Annotated in this window: 20 protein-coding genes and 1 riboswitch; of the genes, 18 read left to right on the forward strand and 2 right to left on the reverse strand. The window is 66.9% G+C overall.

Going from position 1 to position 24,805, the window contains the following annotated elements; translation table 11 throughout:
* The first annotated feature begins 163 nt into the window (after positions 1-163).
* The 9 genes from GT613_RS06070 (at position 164) to GT613_RS06110 (ending at position 12,469) form a co-directional block, all read left to right on the forward strand.
* Positions 164-1,633: a helix-turn-helix transcriptional regulator gene (locus GT613_RS06070; RefSeq protein WP_009304855.1), complete on the forward strand. Its 1,470-nt coding sequence runs from the start codon at positions 164-166 to the stop codon at positions 1,631-1,633.
* Between the two features lie 239 nt (positions 1,634-1,872).
* A complete protein-coding gene (locus tag GT613_RS06075) occupies positions 1,873-3,669 on the forward strand; it encodes a molybdopterin-dependent oxidoreductase (RefSeq protein WP_009304854.1) in 1,797 nt (598 codons plus the stop codon).
* An 8-nt stretch (positions 3,670-3,677) separates the two neighbouring features.
* The gene (locus GT613_RS06080) at positions 3,678-4,751 is read left to right on the forward strand and encodes a molybdopterin-dependent oxidoreductase (protein WP_009304853.1); all 1,074 of its coding nucleotides are present in this window, start codon (positions 3,678-3,680) and stop codon (positions 4,749-4,751) included.
* A gap of 130 nt (positions 4,752-4,881) precedes the next feature.
* The gene (locus tag GT613_RS06085; RefSeq protein WP_009608899.1) at positions 4,882-6,405 is read left to right on the forward strand and encodes a helix-turn-helix transcriptional regulator; all 1,524 of its coding nucleotides are present in this window, start codon (positions 4,882-4,884) and stop codon (positions 6,403-6,405) included.
* A gap of 207 nt (positions 6,406-6,612) precedes the next feature.
* The gene (locus GT613_RS06090; RefSeq protein ID WP_009304850.1) at positions 6,613-8,028 is read left to right on the forward strand and encodes a sodium:alanine symporter family protein; all 1,416 of its coding nucleotides are present in this window, start codon (positions 6,613-6,615) and stop codon (positions 8,026-8,028) included.
* 368 nt (positions 8,029-8,396) lie between these two features.
* Positions 8,397-9,749 carry an NAD(P)/FAD-dependent oxidoreductase gene (locus GT613_RS06095; protein WP_226844080.1) on the forward strand — a complete coding sequence of 451 codons (1,353 nt, stop codon included), beginning with the start codon at positions 8,397-8,399 and terminating at the stop codon, positions 9,747-9,749.
* Complete coding sequence (locus tag GT613_RS06100) at positions 9,742-11,448, forward strand: NAD(P)/FAD-dependent oxidoreductase (RefSeq protein ID WP_009608825.1); 1,707 nt, start codon at positions 9,742-9,744, stop codon at positions 11,446-11,448. The genes GT613_RS06095 and GT613_RS06100 overlap by 8 nt, the downstream gene beginning before the upstream one ends.
* A 236-nt stretch (positions 11,449-11,684) precedes the next feature.
* Positions 11,685-11,981 (forward strand): hypothetical protein, encoded by a 297-nt coding sequence (locus GT613_RS06105; protein WP_009304848.1) that lies wholly within the window; start codon positions 11,685-11,687, stop codon positions 11,979-11,981.
* An 8-nt stretch (positions 11,982-11,989) separates the two neighbouring features.
* Positions 11,990-12,469, forward strand: a complete 480-nt coding sequence (locus GT613_RS06110; RefSeq protein WP_009304847.1) for a hypothetical protein — start codon at positions 11,990-11,992, stop codon at positions 12,467-12,469.
* Positions 12,470-12,472: 3 nt separating this feature from the next.
* Here the strand turns inward: GT613_RS06110 and GT613_RS06115 are convergent, their stop codons facing one another.
* Together GT613_RS06115 and GT613_RS06120 are read right to left on the reverse strand one after the other, a co-directional pair.
* Positions 12,473-12,997 (reverse strand): cob(I)yrinic acid a,c-diamide adenosyltransferase, encoded by a 525-nt coding sequence (locus GT613_RS06115; RefSeq protein ID WP_009608901.1) that lies wholly within the window; start codon positions 12,995-12,997, stop codon positions 12,473-12,475.
* Positions 12,994-13,392, reverse strand: a complete 399-nt coding sequence (locus tag GT613_RS06120; protein ID WP_009304845.1) for an MGMT family protein — start codon at positions 13,390-13,392, stop codon at positions 12,994-12,996. Before GT613_RS06120 ends, GT613_RS06115 begins: the two co-directional genes overlap by 4 nt.
* A gap of 216 nt (positions 13,393-13,608) precedes the next feature.
* On the opposite strand from GT613_RS06120, the gene GT613_RS06125 reads away from it, so the two are divergent.
* The 9 genes from GT613_RS06125 to GT613_RS06165 all read left to right on the forward strand — a co-directional run bounded on the left by GT613_RS06125 (position 13,609) and on the right by GT613_RS06165 (position 24,561).
* Positions 13,609-15,087 (forward strand): efflux RND transporter periplasmic adaptor subunit, encoded by a 1,479-nt coding sequence (locus tag GT613_RS06125; RefSeq protein ID WP_009304844.1) that lies wholly within the window; start codon positions 13,609-13,611, stop codon positions 15,085-15,087.
* 4 nt (positions 15,088-15,091) lie between these two features.
* Positions 15,092-15,808: an ABC transporter ATP-binding protein gene (locus GT613_RS06130; protein ID WP_009304843.1), complete on the forward strand. Its 717-nt coding sequence runs from the start codon at positions 15,092-15,094 to the stop codon at positions 15,806-15,808.
* The gene (locus GT613_RS06135) at positions 15,805-16,998 is read left to right on the forward strand and encodes an ABC transporter permease (protein ID WP_009304842.1); all 1,194 of its coding nucleotides are present in this window, start codon (positions 15,805-15,807) and stop codon (positions 16,996-16,998) included. Before GT613_RS06130 ends, GT613_RS06135 begins: the two co-directional genes overlap by 4 nt.
* A gap of 233 nt (positions 16,999-17,231) precedes the next feature.
* A riboswitch (cobalamin riboswitch) is annotated at positions 17,232-17,347 on the forward strand.
* Positions 17,348-17,508: 161 nt separating this feature from the next.
* Complete coding sequence (locus tag GT613_RS06140) at positions 17,509-19,803, forward strand: prenyltransferase/squalene oxidase repeat-containing protein (protein ID WP_161172560.1); 2,295 nt, start codon at positions 17,509-17,511, stop codon at positions 19,801-19,803.
* Positions 19,804-19,815: 12 nt separating this feature from the next.
* Positions 19,816-20,709 carry a DUF4430 domain-containing protein gene (locus GT613_RS06145; protein WP_009304840.1) on the forward strand — a complete coding sequence of 298 codons (894 nt, stop codon included), beginning with the start codon at positions 19,816-19,818 and terminating at the stop codon, positions 20,707-20,709.
* A 140-nt stretch (positions 20,710-20,849) separates the two neighbouring features.
* Positions 20,850-21,725, forward strand: coding sequence for an energy-coupling factor transporter transmembrane component T (locus GT613_RS06150; RefSeq protein WP_009608817.1), 876 nt, complete (start codon positions 20,850-20,852; stop codon positions 21,723-21,725).
* Positions 21,713-23,173, forward strand: a complete 1,461-nt coding sequence (locus tag GT613_RS06155; RefSeq protein ID WP_009304836.1) for an ABC transporter ATP-binding protein — start codon at positions 21,713-21,715, stop codon at positions 23,171-23,173. The genes GT613_RS06150 and GT613_RS06155 overlap by 13 nt, the downstream gene beginning before the upstream one ends.
* Entirely contained in the window at positions 23,170-23,877 is a 708-nt protein-coding gene (locus GT613_RS06160) for an ECF transporter S component (protein ID WP_009304835.1), read from the forward strand. Before GT613_RS06155 ends, GT613_RS06160 begins: the two co-directional genes overlap by 4 nt.
* 75 nt (positions 23,878-23,952) lie before the next feature.
* Positions 23,953-24,561 carry an L-threonylcarbamoyladenylate synthase gene (locus GT613_RS06165; RefSeq protein ID WP_009608844.1) on the forward strand — a complete coding sequence of 203 codons (609 nt, stop codon included), beginning with the start codon at positions 23,953-23,955 and terminating at the stop codon, positions 24,559-24,561.
* Positions 24,562-24,805 lie beyond the last annotated feature (244 nt).

Raw genomic sequence — 24,805 nt, forward strand, 5'->3', positions numbered from 1 at the left:
AATCGCTGGGGAAAGAGGTATCGGAAGCGGTGGATGAGCGTGCGAAACCGCATCGGTTCCGTTATATGATCTTTCGTTTTCCCAGGTGGCGACACGTTGTTCGGACGCATGCTATTGGGGTAGAATGGGAAGCGGAAGATCGTAGGGGATACGGGGGTCTTCCATGGGGAATCGCACTGCTCTGAAAGACGCGTGGTCGAAGGCGGTCACGCGGGCCAATGTGACGCTTGCCGTGGGATTCGGCTGCGCGGTGTCGATCTCGCCAACGTTGCTCACGGCGGCCACGCCGGACAACATGATGAGCGCGCTCGTGAACAAGCCTCCCCATGGTGCCTGCATGCCTTCGCTCGTGGCGGCTGCTCTGGCATGCCTCGTGATATTCCTAGGCGGACGACGCCTGTTCGCGGTGCTCGAGCGCACGGTGAAGCCGCTCGCGCTCGGCGTGGCCATGGCGCTCATGGGCGCCGTGCTGGTTCTGCCGCTCGTTACGAGGAACTCCGTGTCGGTAACGGGCGACGTGGTCATCGCGGTTGCAGGGTCGCTGTCGGTTTTGCTCTACCTGTTCTGGATGCAGTTGTTCGGCAGGCTATCGGCGCAGAGCATGTTCCTCACGCTGTTCCTGTCGCAAGTGCTGACCTGCGCCATCAACGCCATCATCTCGATCGCGAATATCTACACGGTCGTCGCGACATCCATCGCGTTGCCCCTGGTGTCGACGATCTGCCTGCGAGTTGGGCAACGCGAACACGCAGATGAACGCCCGTCGAGCGAGGTTCCCGCCTCGCAAGAGGGGCACGGAGCGTCGACGCTGATGCTCGTGAAGCTGGCGGCCATCGTGTTCGCATGGGGCGTGATCGACCATCTGTTCCGCAGCGAGTTCGATGCGTTCATGCGCACGCAGGTGACGACTTCGCCCTTCGCGGTGGCGTACCATGCTGCGGCGTTCGTCGTGGTAGTGGCGGCTGTCGCTTTCGCCTACGCGCTGCTGGCGTATCGCGAGCGCTTCCAGTTCGGGCATCTGTACCGCATGATATTCCTTCTGGGCCTTGCCAGCATCCTGTTGCTGCCCATCGTGCTGGCAGGGCAGGCGACTATCGTGGGCTACACGTGCAGCGTCATCATGTACCAGCTCGTGTTCCTGCTCGTCTGGGTCATCGCAGCGTCGGTGTTCCGCGATTCCCCGACTCATGCGCCTGGGTTCTTCGGGCTCGTGTACGGATTCTGGTCGCTGGGGTCGCTAGGCGGTGCGCTGTTCAGCTCGGTGTTCGTGCAGCACCTCACCATGGACAACGTGCATCTGATCGTGTTCGCGGCCGTGCTTGCGGTGGCGGTGGGTTACGCGGTCATGTTCACCGAGGCCGATGCGAACGCGCTCGTGCAAATCGTCCCGTACAAGCGTAAAGCGCCGTTCAAAGCGAAATGCCAAGCGGTTGCGCAGGAGTACCAGCTCTCGCCGCGGGAAACGGAGATCGCCATGCTCATCGCGCAAGGACGCGACTCGGCGCATATCGAGAAGAAGCTGTTCCTGTCGCGCAGCACCGTGCAGACGCACCGCATGCACCTCTACCAGAAGCTCGACATCCACAACCGCCAGGAGCTGCTCGACATCATCGAAGCCGCCGATGCGAGCTAGGGCGGATCTGCCCTCTCCCTCCCGACGCGCACGACTTCAGCGAGCGGCCCTGCATCTGCGGGGCCGTTTTGCCTGTTCGGCGGCATCCTCCGGTTCGGACGATGCCGCCGAATCCCAAAGATGGTTCGCTTCGACGATGGCGCGCGCCGCCCCTGTTTCCTTACGATGCCTTCCGCGCGGAGGGGTCGGCTGAGCGTTCGGCCGCCGCGCAGGACGAGGAAACGGAAGGAAGGAGACCGATGCACGCACAACGCAGGATCGCGCTGGTCACGGTGTGCGCCTTGCTGGGGACGGTCGGCATCGCCGGCTGCGCTCCCCAAGCGAACGAGGCGCTTGCAACGGACGATCGGCAAGCCGCGCAAGCGGAGGAGCGGAACTACACCGACGAACAGAAATCGATCATCGCCGGAGAGGAGGGCACCACCTACGACGGCATCTCGCTCGACGCCTACCCGGGCAAGGGCTACCTCGACGACATGCACGACATGTGGGACGCGAACGTCGATCAATGGGCGCCCGAGCTGCGCACGCTGCCGAGCGGCCAGATCGTGCAGCGCACCCCCAGCGAGCTGACCGAGCGCGCCCGTCAAGGCAAGACGCCGTACAACATCTACCGGCTGAACAACGACAACCGCGGCTGCAACAGCTGCCACGCCGACCTCGACGCGACGCTGCAACACCTCGCGCAGACCATGCATCCCTCGCCGAACAGCCCGGCGCTCGATGCCGAGATGACGGTGGACCAGTGCCTGTTCTGCCATACATACTCGCCGGGCTACATCCCCACGCAGTACGAGTTCGGCACGCTCATCCACAACGTCCACTACGGCTTGGTGTCCGACGGTCGGTTCGAGGACGAGTACAAAGGCAACTGCTACTCTTGCCACGATGCAACCAACGACGGCGAGGGCATGGCGCTGTGGGATCAGACCAAGTTCGAGCGCCTGCGCGGCGTGACGAAGGTCGAGAACGTGGAGGGCGACTTCTCCATCGACCAGGAAACCACGATGGCGCAGGAGGACATGTTCAACATGGACGCCTGGAACCGCCTGTACGACCGTATGCGCTCCGGCGCCGAGTACGCCGACACGCCCATGCCCCAGAGCCTGTTCGACAGCTGGCCCATCACGGTGGACGGCGAGGTGAACAGCCCCTACACCGCGCTTCTTCCCGACCTCGTGAAGGAAGCGGAGGAGGCCGGCGTCGTGGTGACGAAGGTTTCGAAGGAAGTGTGCAACTGGAACGGCACCGGCGCCGGCTCGGTGAGCAACGTGGAGATCACTGGCATCCCCGTGAGCTGGCTCATCGAGCGTGCGGGCGGCTACACCGACAACGCCGACATCAACGGCGTGCGCGTCATGCGCGCCGACGGCTCGTCCAAGCGCGCCATGCCGCTGGACAAGGTGGACGGCGGCGAGGCCTTCCTCGTGTACAAGATCAACGGCGAGCAGCTGACCGCGGCCAACGGCTTCCCCTGCACGAACTGGTGCGAAGGCGTCGACCCTGAAGTGAACTCCAAGCAGATGAGCGAGTACAAGGTGGCCACCGACGCGCCCGACTTCGACGACCACGTGTACGAGTTCGAGCATCACGACGGCAACCCGAACGGCTGGATCGACGCCGAGGGGAACTGGACGAACAAGCCCAACGCCACCATCCTGGGCGTGCCCGAGGGCCTCGTCATCCAGAACGGCCAGCCCTATACGTTCCACGGCTATCTGGACGCCTACGACGAGAAGATAGCGAGCGTCGAGTTCTCGATGGACTTCGGCAAAACCTGGACGAAATACGAATTGGGCGACACCGACGTCAACAAGCTCGTCTGGTTCGACTTCACCTGGACGCCCCAGGAGGAGAGCGCCTACTGCCTGCAGCTGCGCGCCACCACGGAAAGCGGTCTCGTGAGCCCGCAGATCCAGACGGTCATGGTGAACGCGAAGGACACGATGCCGACCGCCGATCAGACCGTCGTCATCGACACCCCGTCGCTCGTCGCGCCGAAGGCGGCCGTCGACGCGACGGAAGGAAAGGAGTAAAAGCGCTCATGAACAAGCCAGCTCAGAAGATCATGGCCGGCGTTGCGGGCGCGGTGCTGCTCGCATCGGGAACCGGCGCGGCCCTCGCGGCCCAGCAGCCCGCAACCGCCGAAGAAGGCTCCCGGCCCGCCGGCGCAACCCACACGGTGGCCGATTTGGACATCCGCGCCCAGTGGCTGGGCGAGGAATCCGACTACGTGCGCGTTGCGGACGTGCAGGGGTCGTTCACGTTCAACCAAGAGGGCGTCACCCCCAACGACGAGCTGTTCAACGTGTTCGGCACGGCGATCCTCTCGATGTGCTCCAAGCCCGCGCCCGAGCTCGCCGCCGAGCAGGACGGCGTCGCCAACTACTATGTGAACGTGGGCGGCCAGGTGAAGGAGAACTTCACGGTGAACCTGTCCGAGCTCGACGACGAGGAGCAGGAAGCGCTCATGGGCTGCTCGTGCGCCACGGGCTCGCCCTTCGGCCAGGCTGCCGTCATCGGCGTGCCGTTGGCATCGGTGGTGGGCATGGCCGAACTCGAAGACGGCGTGAACACCGTGACGGCCTACGGCGCCGACGGCTACGGCGAGCCGCTGCCGTTGCAGTACGCGCTCGACAAGAACGCGCTTTTGGTGTACCGGGTGAACGGCGAGGAGCTGAAGGCGTCGGAGGGATCGAGCGTGCAGCTGTGGATGCCCGAAACCGTGGCGCGCTACTTCACGCGAAACATCGCAAGCATCGAGCTCACCCGCGAGGACGCCGTGCCCGAGGTGGCCTCGGTCGACCCCATGTACCGCAACAAGATCGAGATCAAGAACACCTCCGACGGCTGCGTGTTCGAGGCGGGCGACGAGATCACGTTCGAGGGCGTGGCCGACGACTGCGGAAGCCCCGTCGCGGCCATCGAGTTCTCCTTCGACGGCGGGCGTACCTGGACGGCGTGCGAGACGGACGGCGCCACCGCCGACAAGTGGGTGAACTGGCGGTTCACCACTTCGTTCGACGAGGCGGGCGACTACGAGATGACCGTGCGCGCCCGCACGGCCGACGACGTGGTGTCGCCGCTGTCCGCCAGCCTTTCCTTTGCGGTGCGCTAGCCTCCGCGATACGCTGCATCTTTCCATGAGCGGAGCCGGCATCTTCCGGCTCCGCTCAGCGTGCGCTCCCGCCGATGCGCTATACTGCGTGCAGAAACGCAAGGGGAACGCGAAAGGGGAGCGCTGCGGCATGGAGCATCGGCGGGGAATCGTGAACGTATGCGGGGCGGCGTCGGCCGCCGGGCTCTCGCTCATCTTGCTGTGGTGCACGCTCATGGGGCACACGCCCGGCTTCCTGCTGTCCTCGCTCGGTCTGGCGGAGTGGGCGAACGCCCGCACGTTCTGGCTGACGGGCATCCTCGTGCTGGCCGCGGTGCTGGCGGCGGCTCCGCGCTGGGTGGCCGCGCACGATCGCAGCCTCGCGTTCGTGATGCCGGTGATGGCCGCTGTGGGCACGGGATGCTTCGCGCTGTCGTTCCATCAGGACTTCTTCAGCCCTGCCGTCCTGGCCACGTTCGGGCTCGTGCTGGCAGGGCTCGGCTACTTCTGGTTCGCGTCGCGCTTCGTCATCCTGTTGGCGAAGACGCAGGGGTTCGCATGCGCGGTGTGGTGCATCGTGGCGGCGTTCCCGTTGCGCCAGCTGATGAGCTTGGCGCTCGACGGCTTCATCGATCCTGCCCAGCAGGTGGTCGTGGCCATCGCCCTGCCTTGCTTGGCGGCGGCGTGCTTCGAGGCGGCCCGCGCGGCCGACGGCCGACGCGGCGCGACCGACGCGTCGGGGGCGAAGGACGCCGTGCCGTCTCCGGCCGTCGGCGCGCCCGCCGCCGAGCCGAGCGTGCGGCAGCGCCAGGCGGCGGGCGACATGGTGGCCGTGCTGGTCATGGCGGGCGTGCTGCTGGCCATGGTGCGCATCTTCGGCCCCTCGGGCGCATGGGGGGATTCGAACACCACGTACTTCGACGCGCTCGGGCGCATCCCGGCCATCACGGTGCTCACCTTGTGCCTGGCGGCGTTCGCGTGGCTCGCCCTGCTGCTCATGGCGAAGCAGCCCGCGTCGGTGCGGTTCCAACCGCCCATCCTCGTGGTCATCGCCGGGCTGTTCGTCGTGGTGGTGCGCGCCCAGCTGGGCGATGCGCCGAACGCGCTGCTCGACAGCATCGTGCAGTTGAACGACCCGTTCGCCCACCTGCTGTTCTGGTCGGCGATCGCGGCCGCCTGCACGTTGTTGCCGCTGTCCGAGAACCGCATCGTCGGCATCGCGGGGCTTGCGTACGCCGCAGCCTCGGTGGTGTGGGTGGTGTTCCTGCGCGGCAGCGCCGTCGTGGAGACGACTGTCATCCTCGTGGTGGTGGCGCTCGTGATGAACCGCTCGTGGCTGTCGTCGCTCGCGCGCGGACGCGGCAGGGGCCGGCAGGTTGCGGAGGGCGCCCTCGACGACGAGGCGGCGGGCGACACGGCCAGCCGTCTGACCCAGTCCATCGTCGAGCGCTGCCAGGAGGTGGCCGCGGCTTACGCGCTGTCGCCGCGCGAGACCGAGGTGTTCACGCTGTTGGCGCAAGGGCGCACCTGCTCGTTCGTGCAGGACGAGCTCGTGCTGGCCGAGAGCACGGTCAAAACCCACATGTCCCATATCTACGGCAAGCTGGGCGTGGGCGGCCGTCAGGAGATGATGGATCTCCTGCTCGACGAGACCAAGGGGAAAGACGACGCCTAGGGCGCCTATCGATGCCGCTCGCGGACGATTTTCCCTTTGTTGACGAACCGTAAAGCGCCGCGTCGCTATAATCCGACTACTTTAGCGTGCGAAAGTACCTCTGCCGAAACGGCTTCGTCGTGTGCCGGAGGCGTCCGGAATCTGCTTCGGCGCAGGCTCTTTCTCTCGCAAGGGGATTCGTTGTACAAGAGAAGAGAGGGGATGTGCATGGATATCATCCAGTTCATCAGCGACATCGACGCCTTCGTGTGGGGTCCTCCGATGATCGTGCTTTTGCTGGGATCGCACCTGTTCCTGACGTTTCGCACCGGGTTCATCCAGCGCAAGCTGCCCACGGCTATCAAGCTGTCGGTGACGAAGGATCCGGATGCGCCGGGTGACATCAGCCAGTTCGGCGCGCTGACCACGGCGCTGTCGGCCACCATCGGCACCGGCAACATCGTGGGCGTGGGCACCGCCATTCTGGCCGGCGGCCCGGGCGCGGTGCTGTGGATGTGGCTGACCGGCGTGTTCGGCATGGCCACGAAGTACTCCGAAACGTTCGCCGCCGTGAAGTACCGCGTAAAGGACCACAACGGCAACATGCTGGGCGGCGCAATGTACGCGTGGCGCCGCGCGTTCGAGAAGGACGGCAAGGCGCCGTGGTGGGGCCTCTTGGGAGCGGGCGCGTTCGCGCTGTTCGCGGCCGTCGCCTCGTTCGGCATCGGCTCGGCGGTGCAGTCCAGTGCCATGACCGGCATCATCACGTCGAACGCACCCGGCGTGCCCACCTGGGGTATCGGCCTGGCCATCGTTATCATGGTGTCCCTGGTCATCTTCGGCGGCATCAAGATCATCTCGAAGGTGTGCGAGAAGCTCGTGCCGTTCATGGCCATCGCCTACGCGTGGGGCTGCATCGTGATCATCGGCATGAACTGGGAGTTCGTGTGGCCCGCCATCTGCCTGATCTTCGAGTGCGCCTTCACGCCGAAGGCCGCGTTCGGCGGCGCCGTGGGCTCCGGCCTCATGATGGCGCTGCAGTTCGGCTGCGCGCGCGGCCTGTTCTCCAACGAGTCGGGCCTGGGCTCGGCGCCCATCGTGGCGTCCGCCGCCTCCACGCGCAACCCGGCGCGCCAGGCGCTCGTGTCCATGACGGGCACGTTCTGGGACACCGTGGTCATCTGCGCGCTCACGGGCATCGTGCTGGTGTCCACGATGATCGCGAACCCCGGCATCATGGAGAGCGGCCAGATCTCGGCCGGCGCCGACCTCACCAGCGCGGCGTTCGCCTCCATTCCCTACATCGGCACGCCCATTCTGGTCATCGGCATGATCCTGTTCGCCTACACCACCATCTTGGGCTGGTCGTACTACGGTAACCGCTGCGTCACGTACCTGTTCGGCAAGCGCGCCATCCGTCCCTACCAGGTGCTGTACGTCGTCGTGGCGTTCTTGGGCGCCATCGGCATCGGCGATTTGGTGTGGACCATCTCGGACATCACGAACGCCCTGATGGCCGTTCCGAACATCATCGTGGTGCTGCTGCTGTCGGGCTTGATCGCGCGCGAGACGAAGCACTACGTGTGGGACAAGAACCTCGAGGAGACGGACGAGACGCCCATTCCGGTGTTGGAATCGAAGTAGCGCCGCGCGCGGATAGCGCGACGGCGAGGGCCCCGGTGTCGAAAGATGCCGGGGCCCTTTCGCGTTCGGGGCGCGCTGCCGGCGTGTGGTCCGGCCGCGTTCGGGGCGATACCAGCGTGTGGCCTGTCCGGCGTTCGGGGCTCTTCCAGCGTGTGGTCTGGCCGGTCTGTTGTTGGCACAGAATGAACGCTATGCGCGATTCTGCACTGGCCTGAGAAATTGCGACCTGGGGTTTCTTTCGCCGGTAATCAGAAAAGTGCCGAGAAATCGTGCATAGCGTTCATTCTGTGCCATGCGCGTGCGCGCGAGATCGCAGAATCGGCCTTCGCCCGTGCCCAACGCGCATGCGATGCGGTATCATGGCGGGCATGAAGAAACTGATGATCATAGGCGGCGGCGCGGCGGGTCTCGCGGCAGCGGTGGCTGCGACCGACGCGCTGCGTGCGCACGGCGTGCGCGTGGGCGCGGACGGCGGCGCGGACGCCGTCGAGGTGACGGTGTGCGAGGCCGACGAGCGCGTGGGCCGCTCCATCTTGGCCACGGGAAACGGGCGGTGCAACTTCTCGAACGTCCGTGTCGATGCGGGGCTCTACCGAAACGCCGAATTCGTCGGCGCGGCGCTGGCCCAGCTGCGCGCTCAGGGCGGGCATGCGGACGGATGCGAAGAGCCCGGACGCAAGAAAGCCGTCCGCTCGACGGACGCGGCCCTTCCCGCCGATGCCGTCTGCCCCGATCCGGTGCACGCGTTCTTCGCAGGCTTGGGGCTCGTGTGGCGCGAAGAGGGCGAAGGCCGTCTGTACCCGCTGGCGAACAAGGCTGCCAGCGTGCTGGACGTGCTGCGCGCGGGCGCGCGGGACGCGGGCGCTCGCGAGCTGTGCGGCTGCGAGGCGGTGCGCATCGATCCGCCGTCCCATGCGGGCGATCGCTTTCATGTTCGTTTCGCCGGCGGAGCGGTGCGCCATGCGGAGGCGGTCATCGTGGCCACGGGAGGTCGCACGGCGCGCGGCTTGCTGCCCGAGGGCTTCGAGGCGACGGAGCCGCGCCCGGTGCTGGGGCCGCTGCGCACCGACTCCCGCCTGGTGAAGGCGCTCAACAACATCCGCGTGCGCTGCGCGATCTCGCTCATGTCGCCCGACGGCGATGCCAAGGCGCGCGAGGAGGGCGAGGTGCTGTTCCGCGACTACGGCGTGTCGGGCATCGCGGTGTTCAACCTGTCGAGGTTCGCCGAGGCGGGCGACATGCTGCGCATCGACCTGCTGCCGCGGATGGACGCGCCGATGCTCGAGCAGCTGCTGCTAGAGCGCCGATCGCGCCTGTTCGCGCGCGCTGGATCGTGCACGGGCGACGACGTGCTGCGCGGCATGGTGCTGCCGGCGGTGGGTCGCGGCGTGCTGAAGGCGGCCGGGCTGCGCGCCGAAGGGCCGTTCGGGAAGCGCGATGCCGCGCCGCTCGCGGCAGCGCTCAAAGGACTCGCGCTCGAGGTCCGAGGCGTCGGCGAGCCGCGGCAGTGCCAGGTGCGGCGCGGCGGATTCGCGGTGGAGGCGTTCGATCCGCGCTCGTGCGCGTCGCGCACGATGCCGGGCCTGCACGTGGTGGGCGAGGCGCTGGACGTGGACGCGCCCTGCGGCGGCTACAACCTGCATTGGGCGTGGGCTAGCGGCATGCTGGCGGGTCGCGCTGCCGCCGAGCGCCTGATGAAGGAGGCGGTCGATCATGCTTGAGGTTTCGAACGTGAAGTTGCCGCTTGACGCGGGGCTGCCCGAGGGCGGGGGGCTCGTGCGCGCGGCGGCGGCCGCGGCGCTGGGGGTGGCGGAAGGCGACGTGCGCACGGTGCGCACGGTGAAGCGCAGCGTGGACGTGCGCAAGAAGCGCGACGTCCATTTCGTGGCGACGCTCGGCGTGGAGCTGGTCGACGAGGCGGCCGAAGAGCGAGCGCTTGCGGTCGCCATCGCGCGCGGCGGCGCTGGGGCGATCGTGGGAACGCACGTGAAGCGCCACGAGCCGTACGAGCCGCTGGACGTGCCATTGCGCGCTGCGGCGGCCGCGAATGCCGGCGAGCCGCGCCCGATCGTGGTGGGCGCGGGCCCGGCCGGGCTGTTCTGCGCGCTCTATCTGGCGCGGGCCGGGCTGCGGCCGCTCGTGCTCGAGCGCGGCGGCGACGTGGACGAGCGCCTGGCCGCGGTGGACGCGTTCGCGGCGGGCGGCGATCTCGACCCGCAGACGAACATCCAGTTCGGCGAGGGCGGCGCGGGCACGTTCTCGGACGGAAAGCTGACCACGAACATCAAGAACCCGATGGCGCGCCACGTGCTGCGCTGGTTCGTGGACGCCGGCGCGCCCGAGGAGATCCTTTGGCAGGCGAAGCCGCACATCGGCACCGATCTGCTGGTGGACGTGGTGCGCACGATGCGCCGCCAGATCGAGGACGCGGGCGGCGAGGTGCGCTTCCATGCGCAGCTTGCAGGCGTGCGTTTCGCGGGCGGCGCGGTGACGGGCGTCGACGTGCTCGACGGGCGCACGGGCGCGGCGGAGCGGATGGCTGCGCGGCGCGTGGTGCTGGCCTGCGGGCATTCGGCGCGCGATACGTTCGAGGCCGTGCACGCGGCGGGCGTGACGATGGAGCAGAAGCCGTTCTCGGTGGGCGTGCGCATCGAGCATTCCCAGGAGGCGGTGAACCGGGCGCAGTGCGGCGACGCCGCCGCGCATCCGGCGCTGGGGGCCGCCGACTACAAGCTGTCCGCGCACCTGCCGAGCGGGCGCGGCGTCTACACGTTCTGCATGTGCCCCGGCGGCGAGGTGGTGTGCGCCGCCAGCGAGGAGGGCGGCGTCGTTGTGAACGGCATGAGCCGTTTCGCGCGCGACGGATCGAACGCGAACGCGGCGCTGCTCGTGGGCGTGGGTCCCGAGGACTTCGGGAGCGACCATCCTCTGGCGGGCGTCGAGCTGCAGCGCCGCATGGAGCAGGCGGCGTATCGCGCGGCCATTGCCGCAGGCGGCGCCGCGTACCAGGCTCCGGCGCAGACGGTGGGAGATTTCCTGGCCGGACGCGCCGGCGGCGCGAGCGCGAAGGTGCGGCCGACGTACGCGCGCGGCGTGGCCTGGTGCGACCTGCGGGAGTGTCTGCCGGGATTCGCGGCCGACGCCATCGCCGAGGCCCTGCCCCTGCTCGATCGTCGGCTGCGCGGGTTCGCGGACGAGGATGCGGTGATGACCGGCGTGGAGACGCGCAGCTCGAGCCCCGTGCGCATCGTGCGCGACGACGCGCTGCAAGCGCGGGTGGAAGGCGCGCCCGACGACGCGCCCGAAAGCGGCCTCTACCCCTGCGGCGAGGGCGCGGGCTATGCCGGCGGCATCATGAGCGCCGCCTGCGACGGCCTGCGCGTGGCCCGCGTCCTCGCGGACGCGTTCGAATCGCGCTAGATCCGCGTTGGAATCCTGTCGAATCCGCGTTGGAAACGAAGGCTGCTTTCGTGGAAACCGCGTTGGATTCGCGTCGGATCCGCATAAGGTTCCGTGGTGCTTTTCGCTAGATCTGCGCCATCGAAACGTGAGACGGGCCCTCTATACTAAGAACGTGGAGCAGGTGCGCTGAGGATGCTATAGTGAGGGAGGCCGTCATGGGATCGAGTGTTCTTTTGGATCGAGAGGGGCAAGCGATGGATGTGAAAGAGGCTGCGAAGAAGGCAGCGGCTTACACGGCGGATATGGAAACGCTCACGAAGCCGGATGAGAAAGCCTTGTTTCTCAGCGGATCGGGATTCGCCATCGAATCGACGCGTTTCGACGATTCGCATAATTGCTGGGAGATCGGCGTCGGATTCGTCCGCGAGATCGACCGCCGGAGCAATGCGAACGGCATGGTGTTCGGCAACCAAGAGCCTCTTCGTGACTTGCGCACGTACAAGACGGTGACGATCTCGGACGATAGCGGCGAAGTCGTCTCGTACGAGTAACGGGCGTCATGAAAGGGATCATCGACGCAAACCTGCTGCTCGTACTCGTGGTGGGTTTGAACGATCCTCGGTTGCTGGGACGAAAGAAGCATGTCGCTGAATACTGCAAGGAGGACTTCGACGTTCTTTGCGGTGTTCTGAACGATTTCGATCGCTTGCTGGTCACACCCAACATCATAACCGAGTGTTCGAATCTGATTTGCGGAAAAGACGGGCATGGGGCAAATTCCAGTGAAGCGACCATCCTCGCCGAGCTGCTTGATGAAGGAGCCGTCTACCGCCTCGACGAGCGATATGTCGAGAGCGTCGTAGCGGCGAATCGAAACGAGTATCGCTATTTGGGCGTCGGGGACTGCTCGCTTCTGCACCTCGTTGATGCGCAGCATGCCGTCGTGACGGCGGACGGTGCCTTGGCTCGTGCAGCGCAGTCCATAAACCACGCTTCGGTCAACTTCAACCATGTTCGAACAGGCGCACTGTTGTACTGATCGCTAGAACTCGATGCCGCGGCGGGCGAGGACGCCCTCCTCGTAGTAGTGCTTCACTTCGCGCATCTCGGTGACGAGGTCGGCGACGGCTGTGAGCGTGTCGCTTGCTCCGCGGCCCGTGACGACGAGCTCAACGTTCTCGGGCCGTTCGAGCACGAGGTCCACCAGCGCGTCGGGCCCGAAATAGCCCAGGCTGTCGGCGACGTTCGCCTCGTCGAGCACCACCACGTCGTACGCGCCGCTCAGCATCATGTCGCGCGCGACGGCCAGGCCCCGCTTCGCCGCCTGCGCGTCCGCCGTCGCATCGGGTGCGCTCAACTCGTCGCCCGTTCCGAACTGTTCGCACGCAATGAGATCGCCGAACAGGCGAAACGCGTCGAGCTCGCCGGTGGGGCCGCACTTCATGAACTGGCAGAAGCACACGCGCAGGTTTGCGGCAGCGGCCCGCATCGCCAATCCGACGGCAGCCGTGGTCTTGCCCTTGCCGTCGCCGGTGTACACCTGCACGTATCCCTGCTCCATCGTCATGCTCCCAGCTCCCGTTCCCAATCGAAGTCCTCGGGCGGCGCCATGGGCAGCGTCGGGTCGTCGGCGTCGTCCATGCGGCCGTCCCACAGGCAGGCGCCCATGTCCACGTGCGCATCGTCGGCGAACGCGACCCCTTCCGCTTCCAGCATCTCGCGCTGAACCTCGGGGCCTCCGAAGGCGAACCCCTTGCACAGGCCCCCGTCCTTGAACACCACGCGGTGGCAGGGGATGCTGTTGACCTCGGCTCCCGGCTCGGGGTTCGCGCGCAGCGCATATCCCACGTAGCGCGCCGACCGCGGCGCTCCGATGAGCCGCCCCACTTGCCCGTACGTGGCCACCTTCCCGCGCGGTATGCGCCGCACCACCTCGAACACCCTGTCGGAGAAATCCCCCATGCCTTCTTCGCTCCTCGCTTCCGCCCGTCGTTTCGCTTCAGTATACGGCAACCTTGTACGGCGCGTGAGCCTTGCGCGCCGCCGTTGACGCTTGTCTGGCGCGAGCACGAAACGAACAGACGATTGCGGGTTCCCTTTTCCTACGATCCCCCTTATGATTGAGGCACGGCTGTTCCTCGAGAACCGCCCCCGCTTCTTTCGCACGGGAGGTAGTAGATGGATCCGATCAGCAACCGTCGTCCGGGGGGCTCGGATGGCGCCGAGCCTTTGAGCGCTCAGTCGAGCGCCTTCGATGCAATTGGGAGCTTTCCAAGGCCAACCGATCTCGTCGACGCCGAGGCGCTCGCCGACATGCGGGCGTTCAACGATCTCAAGGCGAAGCGCAAGAAGCAGCGCAAACGCAAGATCGTCGTGGGCATCGTGTCCGCGGTGGCGGTGCTCGCCGTGGCGGGCGGCGCGTTCGCCTGGTATTCCGCCGATCAGGCGGCCAAGGCGCTGGAGAATATGGCGCCGCAGACGGCCTTCGTCGAGCAGGGCACGTTCGTCGAAACGGTGTCGGCTTCCGGCAACCTGCAGCCCGTCGCCTCGGTGAGCGCCACGTCCGAGGTTGACGGTATCGTGGGGGAGGTGCTGGTAGCCGAAGGCGATGCGGTGGCCGAGGGCCAGACGCTGTTCACGGTGGTCAACGACGATCTGGACAAGGCCGTGAAGCAGGCTGCCCAGGGCATCGAAGAGGCCAAAAACGGCGTCGCCCAGGCTCAGAACGCTGTGAACGACGCCTACCATGCCAAGTCCGCCGGCCAACAGGCGGCGGCTCGGGCTCAGGAGCAGGCGCAGGCCGCCGCCGCAGCCGCCAAGGAAGCGGGCGCGGCAACACCGGCTTCCGACGCGTCGGGCGCCTCCTTCGACGAGGCCGGCGCCGATTCCGCCATCCGCAACGCCGAGCTGGCGCTCAGCAGCGCGAACCTGGCGCTGCAGAACGCCCAGAGCGCCTATGACGAGGCCGTCGCGCGCGCCGCCAAGCGCACCGTCACGGCGTCCATCGCGGGAAGCGTCGTCGCGGTCAACATCGAGCCCGGCAAGGCGCTGGGCGCGACGGCGAACGCGGCCGCCTCGCCGGTGCAGATCGCCGATCTGTCGCAGATGACCGTCTCCATCAACGTGAACGAGATCGACATCCTCAAGATCACCGCCGACCAAACCGCCGAGGTCGCGTTCACCGCGGCCCCCGACCTCACGCTGCCCGCCACTGTGGTCAGCATCGCCACCACATCGGCCGGCTCCGGCGACGCGGCGGGCGGTGCCATGTACGGCGGCATGGGCGGCGCGGTCACGTACGCGGTGAAGCTGCTCATCGCCGAACCCGACCCGCGCCTCAAGCCCGGCATGACCGCCAAGGCCACCATCACCACGACCACCATCGAGAACGCGCTCAAGGTGCCCATCTCGGCCGTGCAGTCCGACGGTGCGGGCGGCAGTTTCGTCATGGTGCTCACCGATCCTGAGACGCAGGGAACGGAGATGCGCGAAGTCGAGGTGGTCGCGTCCGACGGTCTTACGTCCGTCGTGAAGGGCCGGGTGAAAGCCGGCGACGAAGTGGTCGTGAGCGGCGGCATGGGCGGCGCGCCGGACGGCATGGGCATGGCGGTCGATGGCGCTGCCTCGGCCGATTCCGCCGCCGTTGCGGTGGGATAGCGCTATGGGATACGTCGTGGAAGCCGTCGACCTGCATCGCATCTACGAGAGCGCTTCGGGCTACACCCATGCCCTGCGCGGCGTGACGCTGTCGGTGGCGCAAGGCGAGTTCCTAGCCATCATGGGACCCTCGGGATCGGGCAAGTCGACGCTCATGAACCTGCTTGGCTGCCTCGACACGCCCACGCGCGGCCGTTACCTGCTGGAGGGTATCGACGTTGCCGACTATCGCGAGGACGAGCTGGCCGAGATCCGCGCCACGCGCCTGGGTTTCGTGTTCCAGTCGTTCAACCTTCTTCCTCGCGCCACCGTGCTGCGCAACGTGGTGCTGCCGCTCATCTACACGGCCTGCCCGCGCAAGGAGCGCGAGCTGCGAGCGCACGCGGCGCTACGCAGCGTGTCGCTGGACGAGCGGCTGTACGACCATCGCAGCAACGAGCTGTCGGGCGGCCAGATGCAGCGCGTCGCTATCGCCCGCGCCCTCGTGAACGATCCGGCGCTCATCCTGGCCGACGAGCCCACCGGCAACCTCGACACGGCCACGGGCGACATGGTGCTGAACACGTTCAAGCGCCTGCGCGACGCGGGCAAGACCATCGTGCTCATCACGCACGAGCCCGACGTGGCCGCCCACGCCGACCGCGTGGTGCACATCCGCGACGGGCGGCTGTACGAGGGCCCGCAGCCGAGCGCCGCCGGTCGGGAAGGGGCGCGCCCATGAAGATAGGCGATCTGTTCTACGAGACCTGGCACGCGCTGTCCGCGAACAAGGGCCGTTCGTTCCTCACCATACTCGGTATCGTCATCGGCATCGCGGCCGTCATCGCCATGACCTCGCTCATCGCGGGCGTGCAGAACATGCTCATGGGCGAGATGGGGCTGTCCCAAGCGCGCCAGGTGTCCATCAGCGCCTACTCGCCGCAGGGCATCACGTTCGACGACCTGGACAAGCTGGAGCAGGGGATGCCGGAATACGAGGTCATCACAGGTGCCTCGTACGCATCGGCCGAGATCACGATGGCCGACGGCCAGAAAAACCACGCCACGGTCATCGGCGCGCGTCCCGATTACTTCACAGCGAACGGGACGAAGCTTAAGGAGGGCCGCTTCTTCACCGAGAGCGAGGAGCAGAACGCCGCGCGCCTCGTGGTGATGGGCGGCGGTGAGATGACCGTGCAGATGCTCGGCGTCCCCGACACCGAGGCGGTGGGGAAGACGGTGCGCCTGGGCAACGACGACTACACGGTGATCGGCGTGTTGGAAACCTCGTCCTTCATGGGCGGCGGAGGGACGTTCTACGCGCCTTACACCACGGTGGAGACGCGCATCGGCAATGCGAGCGGCATCCAACAGATCGTCGGCTTCGCGCGCGAGGGCACCGACATGGATCGGCTCGTCGAGACGACGCAGACCTTTGTGGCGCAGTACTTCAATCTGGAGCCCGAGAACGTGTACGTGTCGTCGCTCGACGCCGTCATCAAGCAGATGGAAACGATGATGACGTCGTTCTCGCTGCTCATGGGCTCGGTCGCGTCCATCTCGCTGTTCGTGGGCGGCATCGGCATCATGAACATGATGCTGACCAACGTCACCGAGCGCATCCGCGAGATCGGCCTGCGCAAGTCGCTCGGGGCGCGTCGTCGCGACATCACGAAGCAGTTCTTGCTCGAGGCTATCATGCTGTGCGTGGCGGGCGGCGCGTTCGGCATCCTATTCGGCTTCCTGGCGGCGTTCGGGCTGGGCCAGGTGATCGGGGCGGTGCAGGCGGGCATGACCGTCACGCCGGTGCTCGCGCCGGGCGTGGTGTTCGGCGCCGTGGCCGTGTGCGTGCTTATCGGCGTCGTGTTCGGCTACTACCCGGCTCGCCGCGCCGCCAAGCTCGACCCGGTGGAGTCCCTGCGCTACCAGTAGAAGCGATGTCTGCCCCGCCGCCTTGGCGCAGGCGAGGGCCCTAGTCTGTCATCCTGAGCGAGCGAAGCGAGTCGAAGGATCCCGAGCGGCGTCAGCGGGAAAGGCCGTGGCCGGCTCCTCGCGGGATCCCTCGACTTCGGCCTCCGTTCAGGATGACGAGGGCATGCCGGCGGTCGGCGGAAACGTTCCTGTTCGCGTCGTTCGCCGACCCAAGAGATGGTAGAATGCTTTGAGCATGAAGAAGACGTCTCGGATCGTGGGAAGCCGGGTGAGAATCCCGCACGGTACCGCCACTGTGTTTCGGTCTTGCCGATCAGCCAGAATACCGACCGAGAAGCGTGTGTGCGCAAGCGGCGAGTTACCGCGAGCGCTACCCGTCGGGCCCGAGCGCCCTCGGCTTGTCTGCGTAGCGAATACGGGCTGCGCGATCTCCCTGCTCGGGAGGTCGCGCAGCCTTTGTTTTGCTGTCTTTCTTCTGCGAAGCGAACGTACGAAAGGAGAAGGAAGACAGTGAAAGAACATGCAAGCACGCGTGCGGGGATAGCGCAGCGGGCCTGGGCCCTCTTGCTGGCCGTCGCGCTCTGCCTGGGCCTCGTGCCCGGTGCAGCCTGGACTGCCGAAGGTCAGACTGCTGCAGCGGGGGCGGAAAACGCTCAAGCGTCCGCCGGTACGGTCACGCTGACCGTCACCGCCGGCAGCAAGAACGACTACGGCACGGGCGAGGTCACGTACCCCACATGGGTCAACAAGCAGTACGCCCTCGGCGAGGTGCTGAAGACGGCCCAGGCCGCGGGCGGCACCGGACACGGCAAGGGCGATCTCACGATGGAGGACCTGCTGGACACCGCCGTGGCGAAGGGCGACCTCAAGGCTTACGACGCCTCGGAGTCCTCGTACGGCAAGTACCTCAACTCCGTGACCTCGAAGGACGGCGCGAAGCTGGCCGGCTGGAGCAGCGACGACTCTTCAGCCGGCCTATATTGGTCCCTGTTCGACAACGGCGGCTTTGCGAACTCTTCGTTCGACCAGGTCAAGCTTGTCGGCGGGAATTCCTACCAATTCTGCTGGGCTTCGTATTCTTCGGCGACCGCTCCGTCCGACTGGAAAGCGTATTACGAGAAGAATCCTGCCGACCAGGCGAAGGGCGACGATGGCTTGCCGATTTCCGAGGTTGCGACCCTGACGGTCACCTCAGGGAGCAAGACCGACTACGATGCGGGGGAGACGACGTACCCGGCGTGGGTCAACAAGCAGTATGCACTCGACGAGGTGCTCAAGGCGGCCCAAGCCGACGGCGGCACCGGGCATGCGAAGGAGGATCTCACGATGGAGGACCTCCTGAACGCAGCCGTGGCGAAGGGCGATCTGAAAGGCTATGATGCCTCTTCGTCTTCATACGGCGGGAAGTACCTCAACTCGATCACCTCGAAGGACGGCGCTGTGCTTGCGGGCTGGAACAGCGACGATTACTCGCTCGGCCAGTTCTGGGCCGTGTTCGCCGCCGGCGTCTCGTCGAGCACCCCGTTCGACCAGGTGAAGCTTGAGGAGGGTGCGTCCTATCAGCTTTGCTGGGACACCTTCTCCTCCGCGGTGGCTCCTTCGGACTGGACGGCCTACTACGCTGAGAATCCTCCTGCGAAAGCAGACGCGGGCGACGGTTCGACCGATCCTGGCGATGCGATCGATCCGCCCACCGACAACAATATCGCACATGGTATCGATCTGTCCGCTATGGCTTCTTTGATGAACGGCATTGCGGCCTCGTACGAGGGAACGACCGAGGCCTGGAAGGTCATGGACATGGCGGCGATGGGACGCCTGGCGGCGGCTCAGGCGAGCGCGTTCATTCCGGTTGGACTTGAGGGCATGAAGAACCCCGCTCCCGATTCGGCTGCGACCGCGTTTCAGCGCAATATCATCGCGTTGAGCGCCGTTGGCGTCGATGCTACTTCTGTGCCCGACGGCGGTGGCGTGTACGATGCGCTGGATGCGATGGCTCAGAAGGTGACGGCGGCATCGCCCGTGAACGTCCAGGCGTTCACTCTGCTGGCGTACGCGAGCAATGCCTATGAAGTGCCAGTCGATGCAAAGCTGTCCGAGGATGCTCTGATCAGCGTATTGTGCGGAAGCCAGCTTTCCGATGGCGGCTTCTCCTACAGTGGATCGAAGGCCGATGCGGATATGACTGCAATGGTGATCACCGCGCTTTCGCCCTATGCTTCAAACGATGCAGCCGTTCGCAATGTCGTGAACAGGGCGTTGAACGCTCTCAAGGGTTTGCAGCATGATGATGGGGGTTTTGGAGCGACCGGGATCGGCGTTGATTCCGGCACCAATACCAATTCCACCGCGATGGCCGTTGTCGCTCTGTGCGCCGCCGGTATCGACCCTTCCACGTCGTGGGCTACCGAAAGCGGTGCCACGCCGTTGAGCGCACTGCTATCCCAGGCCGCCTCCGATCGTTCGGGTTTCATCTACCAGGGTTCGGTAAACGATTTCGCCACCGAGCAGGGCTTCCGGGCGCTGGTGGCTTACCAGGGTCTCAAGAACACCGGTGCCGCGTACAACATCTACACGCAGGCTAAGCTCGGCCAGGCGGGGCTGCCCGCCGAGAAGCAGGAAGAGGAGAGTGCTCCCGCTCCTGCTGACAAGCCTGTGGCCGACAAGAAGGCGCTTGCCAAAACCGGAGACGGCTCTGCGCCGTTCGCGGCCGGTACCGCGGTGCTCGCGCTCGGCGCGCTTGCGGCGGGTATCGCCGCCACGCGGCGCATGCGCGTTTCCGACGAGCTCTCGTTGCGTCGATAGGATCACGGCGGTATGAGCGAAGATTCGAACGAGAAGACCGGCGGCTCGGGTGTCGAAACGCTCGAGCCGCGTGAGCGGGCCGAAGCGCCCGACAACCGCATCGCCCCCTCCGCGCCTCGCGGCGAGGAGGGGGCCTCGGTGGGCGGGGCATCCGCAACGGCGGCGTCCGCGCCCTCGTCTCGCCGACCTCGCAAGGCGCTGCTCGCCACCGGCGTCGTTGCCGCTGCGGTGGCCCTGTGCGCCGTCGTGGCGAGCATGGGCTTCGCCACCGGATGGCTCGGCAACCCTGCGCCGTCCGATCCGGTGCCGATGCCCAGCGTCGTCACGGATGCGCCCTCTGACGGAGACGACGCGTCGAAGGACGACGAGACCGATCGCAAGGATGCCGCCGAAGAGGCTTCGGAGGGCGCGGACGGGGAAACGGGCGCCGTCGTCGAGGGCGAAGGCGCGGCGGGTGCCGACGGCTCGGCCGCTTCGACGGCCGGCGAGGCGCCATCGGGCACCGACCTTTCCGCGTCGGAGGGCGCTGCTGCACCGGCTCCGGAGCCTGCTCCCGAACCGGCCCCGGCTCCCTCGGCTCCCAGCACCGTCACGGTGACGGTATACATCGACAGCTCCCGCGCCGCGTCCAATGGCTACCCCTCATCCTTGGGCGGCGGCACGGTCACCCTCAACCAGGGCGCATCCGTCTACGATGCCCTCTGCGCTACCGGAGCGTCGGTGGGCGGGTCGAGCGGCTACGTCAGCTCCATCGGCGGCCTTGCGGAATTCGCTTGCGGTCCCGGCAGCGGCTGGCTGTATTTCGTCAACGGATCGTCGCCCGGATACGGGTGCGGTTCGTATATCCTAAGCGGTGGAGAAAACATTACGTGGATATACACCTGCGATTTGGGCAACGACCTGTAGATGTGCGGCTAGAGGAAAGTGGGGTACCGTGTTCAGCAATCCGAAAGTGGCCAAGATCATGGCTGCATTGGCGATCTTCTTCGCCGTGCTCGTGGTGATCTCGATCTTCCAAACGGTGCACGCCTAGGGGCGCGCCTCGTATGAAGCGCACGGCGTTCGACCTGTTCCATCCCGTCGTGGCGTTCGGCTACTTCGCCGTCATGTTCGCGCTCAGCATGACGGCGATGCAGCCGGTCTACTTGGCCATCTCGCTTGCAAGCGTGCTCTCCTACAGCGCGGTGCTGTGCGGTTGGCGGGCGACGGGTCGCTCGCTTCTCTGGCAGCTGCCCCTCGTCGCCGTCGTCGCGCTGGCGAACCCGCTGTTCTCGGCGTCCGGCTCCACCGAGTTGTTCCGCCTCGGGCTGCGCGCGTTCTACCTGGAGAGCTTCGTGTACGGCGCATGCATGGGCATCATGCTGATCAGCGTGATCGTGTTGTTCTCGAACGCCTCCCAGGTGCTCACGTCCGACAAGGTCATGACGCTGTTCGGCGGCGTCGCGCCCACGATAGGCCTCATGCTGTCGATGACGGCGCGCCTCGTGCCGCAGTTCGTGCGGCGCGGCAACGGCATCGCCGACGTGGAGCGCGCGTGCACGGCGGCGCGCCCTGCCGAGGAGCCCGCAGGGAAGCTCGCTGTCATGCGCGGCTACCTGCGGAGGACTTCGGTGCTCATGGGCTGGGGCATGGAAGACTCGCTCGAGACGGCCGGCGCCATGAAGGCGCGCGGCTGGGGGGCCGCCGCGCGGCGCACCACGTACGCGCGCTACCGGTTCCGTCGCTTCGACGCCGCGGCGCTCGTCTTCGGCGGCGCGCTCGCGTTGCTGGCCGCAGCCGCCGCCTGGGCGGCATGCGCGCAATTCCGTTTCTATCCGACGATCGGCGGGCTCGCGCCTTGGTGGAACTATCTGCCGTACGCGCTGTTCGCGTGCCTGCCGCTTGCGATCACCGCGAAGGAGCATCTGAGATGGCGAGCGTGAAGGCGATCGAGGCGCGCGGTTTCTCGTTTCGCTACCCTGAGTCGACGGCCGGCATCGGCCCGCTCGATTGGGCGGTGGAGGAGGGCGCGTTCCAGCTTCTGGTGGGCGCCACGGGCAGCGGCAAGACCACGCTGCTCGGTAGCTGCAAGCCGGCCATCGCGCCGGTTGGAGCGCGCGCGGGCTCGCTGCAGGTGTTCGGACGATCCGTGGAAAAGCTGGATGCGCGCGAGGCCGCCGCGACGGTGGGTTACGTGGCGCAGAGTCCCGAGAACCAGATCGTGTGCGACAGCGTGTGGCACGAGCTGGCGTTCGGGCTGGAGAACCTCGGCGTGGAACAGGACGAGATGCGCCGCCGCGTGGCCGAGGTCGCTCACTTCTTCGGCATAGAGCCGTGGTTCCGCCGCTCCGTCGCCGAGCTGTCGGGCGGCCAGAAGCAGATGACCACGTTGGCCGGCACGCTGGCGATGCAGCCGCGCCTGCTGCTGCTTGACGAGCCCACCGCCCAGCTCGATCCCGTGGCCGAGAAGAACTTCCTGCACGCTCTGTTTCGCGTGAACCGCGAGCTGGGCATCACCGTCGTCGTGGCCACCCACGCCCCCGAGGCGATGGCCGAGTACGCGACGGACATGGTGGAGCTGCGAGAGGGCACGCTGATCCGCCGCTTCGAACCGCGCGCCGGGGTGTCGGCCCTCCGTCGTTCCGAATCCGTCCCGGTGGCGCCCGCCTCCGCTCAGGATGATGAAGCCGCATACGCCGTCTCGTTGCACGACATCCATCTGCGCTACGCACGCGATGCCGACTGGGTTCTGCGCGGCTGCGATCTGCGCGTCACCGCCGGCAGCATCCACGCCGTCGTAGGCGGCAACGGCTGCGGCAAGTCCACGCTGCTGCGTGCCATCGCCGGGGTCGTCAAGCCGGAGCGCGGCCGCGTTGAGAACTGCCTGGCCGCGCGCCAGGCGCTGCTCCCGCAGGATCCGAAAACCCTCTTCGTGTGCGATACGGTGGCCGAGGAGCTGCGCGAGTGGCAGGCGAACTGCGGCTACGACAACGCTGCGATCGATGGCGTTCTCGCGCGCTTCGGTCTGGACGCGCGCGTCTCCAACCATCCTTATGATCTGTCGGGCGGCCAGCAGCAGTTGCTCGCGTTCGCGAAGCTGCTGCTGGCCGATCCCGACCTGCTGCTGCTCGACGAGCCGACGAAGGGGCTCGACGCGCCGTCGAAGCTGCTGGTCGCCCGCACCCTGCGCGATCTCGCGCAGGCCGGGGCGACCGTCGTCCTCGCCACGCACGACCTGACGTTCGCCGCGCTCGTCGCCGATGCCGCCACCATGCTGTTCGACGGGGAGGCCGTGTGCACCGAGCCGGCCGCCGCGTTCTTCGCGGGCAACCTGTTCTACCGCCCGACCGAGGATGCGTTCTCCCGGCTGTGGCGCGAGGAACGCTCGTGACGCGCCCGCCTTCCCGCGCGGCGGCGCGCCTCCTCGCGCTGCTCGAGGTGCCGGCGCTCGCCGCCGTGCCTCTCGTGCTGGGCGTGTGCGCGTACTTCCAGGTGGAGCAGGGCGCGCTGCTCACCGTGGTCGTGGCCTTCGCGGCGGTGGGCGTGTTCTTCGCCAGCTTCGAGGCCTCGCGCCCGGCGTTGCGCCAGATCATGCCGACCGTGGTGTTGGCGGCTCTTGCGGCGGCAGGTCGCATGCTGTTCGCTCCCGTTCCCGACTTCAAGCCGGTGTCGGCCATCTGCATCCTCGCGGGAGCCGTGTTCGGCCGCCGCAGCGGCTTTCTGGTGGGCGCGCTCGCGGCGCTCGTGTCCAACTTCTTCTTCGGCCAAGGGCCGTGGACGCCGTGGCAGATGTACGCTTGGGGCCTCGTAGGCTACCTGGCCGGCGTCCTGGCCGACCGTGGCTGGCTCGACCGGCTGCCCGTGCTGTACGCTTACGGGTTCCTGTCGGCCCTGCTGTACGGCCTGCTGCTGAACGGGTGGTACGTCATCGGCTTCGTGCAGCCGTTCTCCTGGCCGGCCGCGCTCGTCGCGTTCGGCGCCGCGCTGCCGTTCGACGCGACGCATGGCGTGGCCACCGTCGTGTTCCTCGCGGCGCTCTACGTTCCCTGGCGGAAAAAGCTCGAGCGCATCAAGAGGAAGTACGCGCTGATCTGACGGATGCCGCCGATTGCGGCGCGGCGGCCGTGCGCGTGCTACAATGCCTCCCGATCATCGAAGAAGGGAGCTCCCATGCCGCCACTGTCCAGCTCGAAGCGCGAAGCCGTCGCCGCCCTCAAGCGCGGCGAGGCGGTCATCTTTCCCACCGAGACGGTGTACGGCCTGGGCGTGTCCGTCGAGGCGGCGGCGAGCCCCGAGGCGCTCTACGATCTGAAGGAGCGCGACCGCGGCAAGCCCGTCTCCTGGCTCGTGGGCGGCGTCGACGACCTCGATCGCTACGGAGCGCACGTGCCCGACCTGGCCCGACGTCTGGCACGAGCGTACTGGCCGGGCCCCCTCACGCTTATCGTGGAAGCCGGCGACGCCGTGCCTGCGGCCTTCCGCTCGGCGGCGGGCTCCATCGGCCTGCGCATGCCCGACAACGATACGGCCCTCGAGCTCATCGAGGCGGTCGGCTGCCCGCTGGCCACCACGTCCGCGAACATCTCGGGTCTGCAAGCGCCGGGGGCCTTCGACGCGCTCGACCCCCGCCTCGCCGCTCGCGTCGGCGTGGTGGTGCCCGACGACACCGACGACGATAAGAGCGGCGTGGCGTCCACCGTCCTCGACTGCACCGTAAACCCCCCGCGCATTCTCCGCGAAGGCGCCGTCGCTGAAGCCGATATCCGCGCGGTGAGGTAGTCTCTCGGCCGCCGCCGCGGCGGTCGGCGCGCTCTCCGCATCCGCCCTCCCTGCCCACACGCCCCTCTTTTTTGGCACAGATTCACCGCACGATTTTCGGCGCATGATTTCAGTGCGTGCGCATAAAACCCCAGGTCAGATTTTTCGCATCAGGAAAAAATCGTGCATAACGGTGAATCTGTGCCAGCAAGGCGACGGCTCCCAAGCTCCACCCTCGTTTCCCTCGCCTCCTCAAGCCTCCTTG

Origin of the sequence: Eggerthella sp. BIOML-A4, assembly GCF_009875575.1 — a bacterium.
GTDB classification, from domain to species: Bacteria; Actinomycetota; Coriobacteriia; order Coriobacteriales; family Eggerthellaceae; genus Eggerthella; species Eggerthella lenta.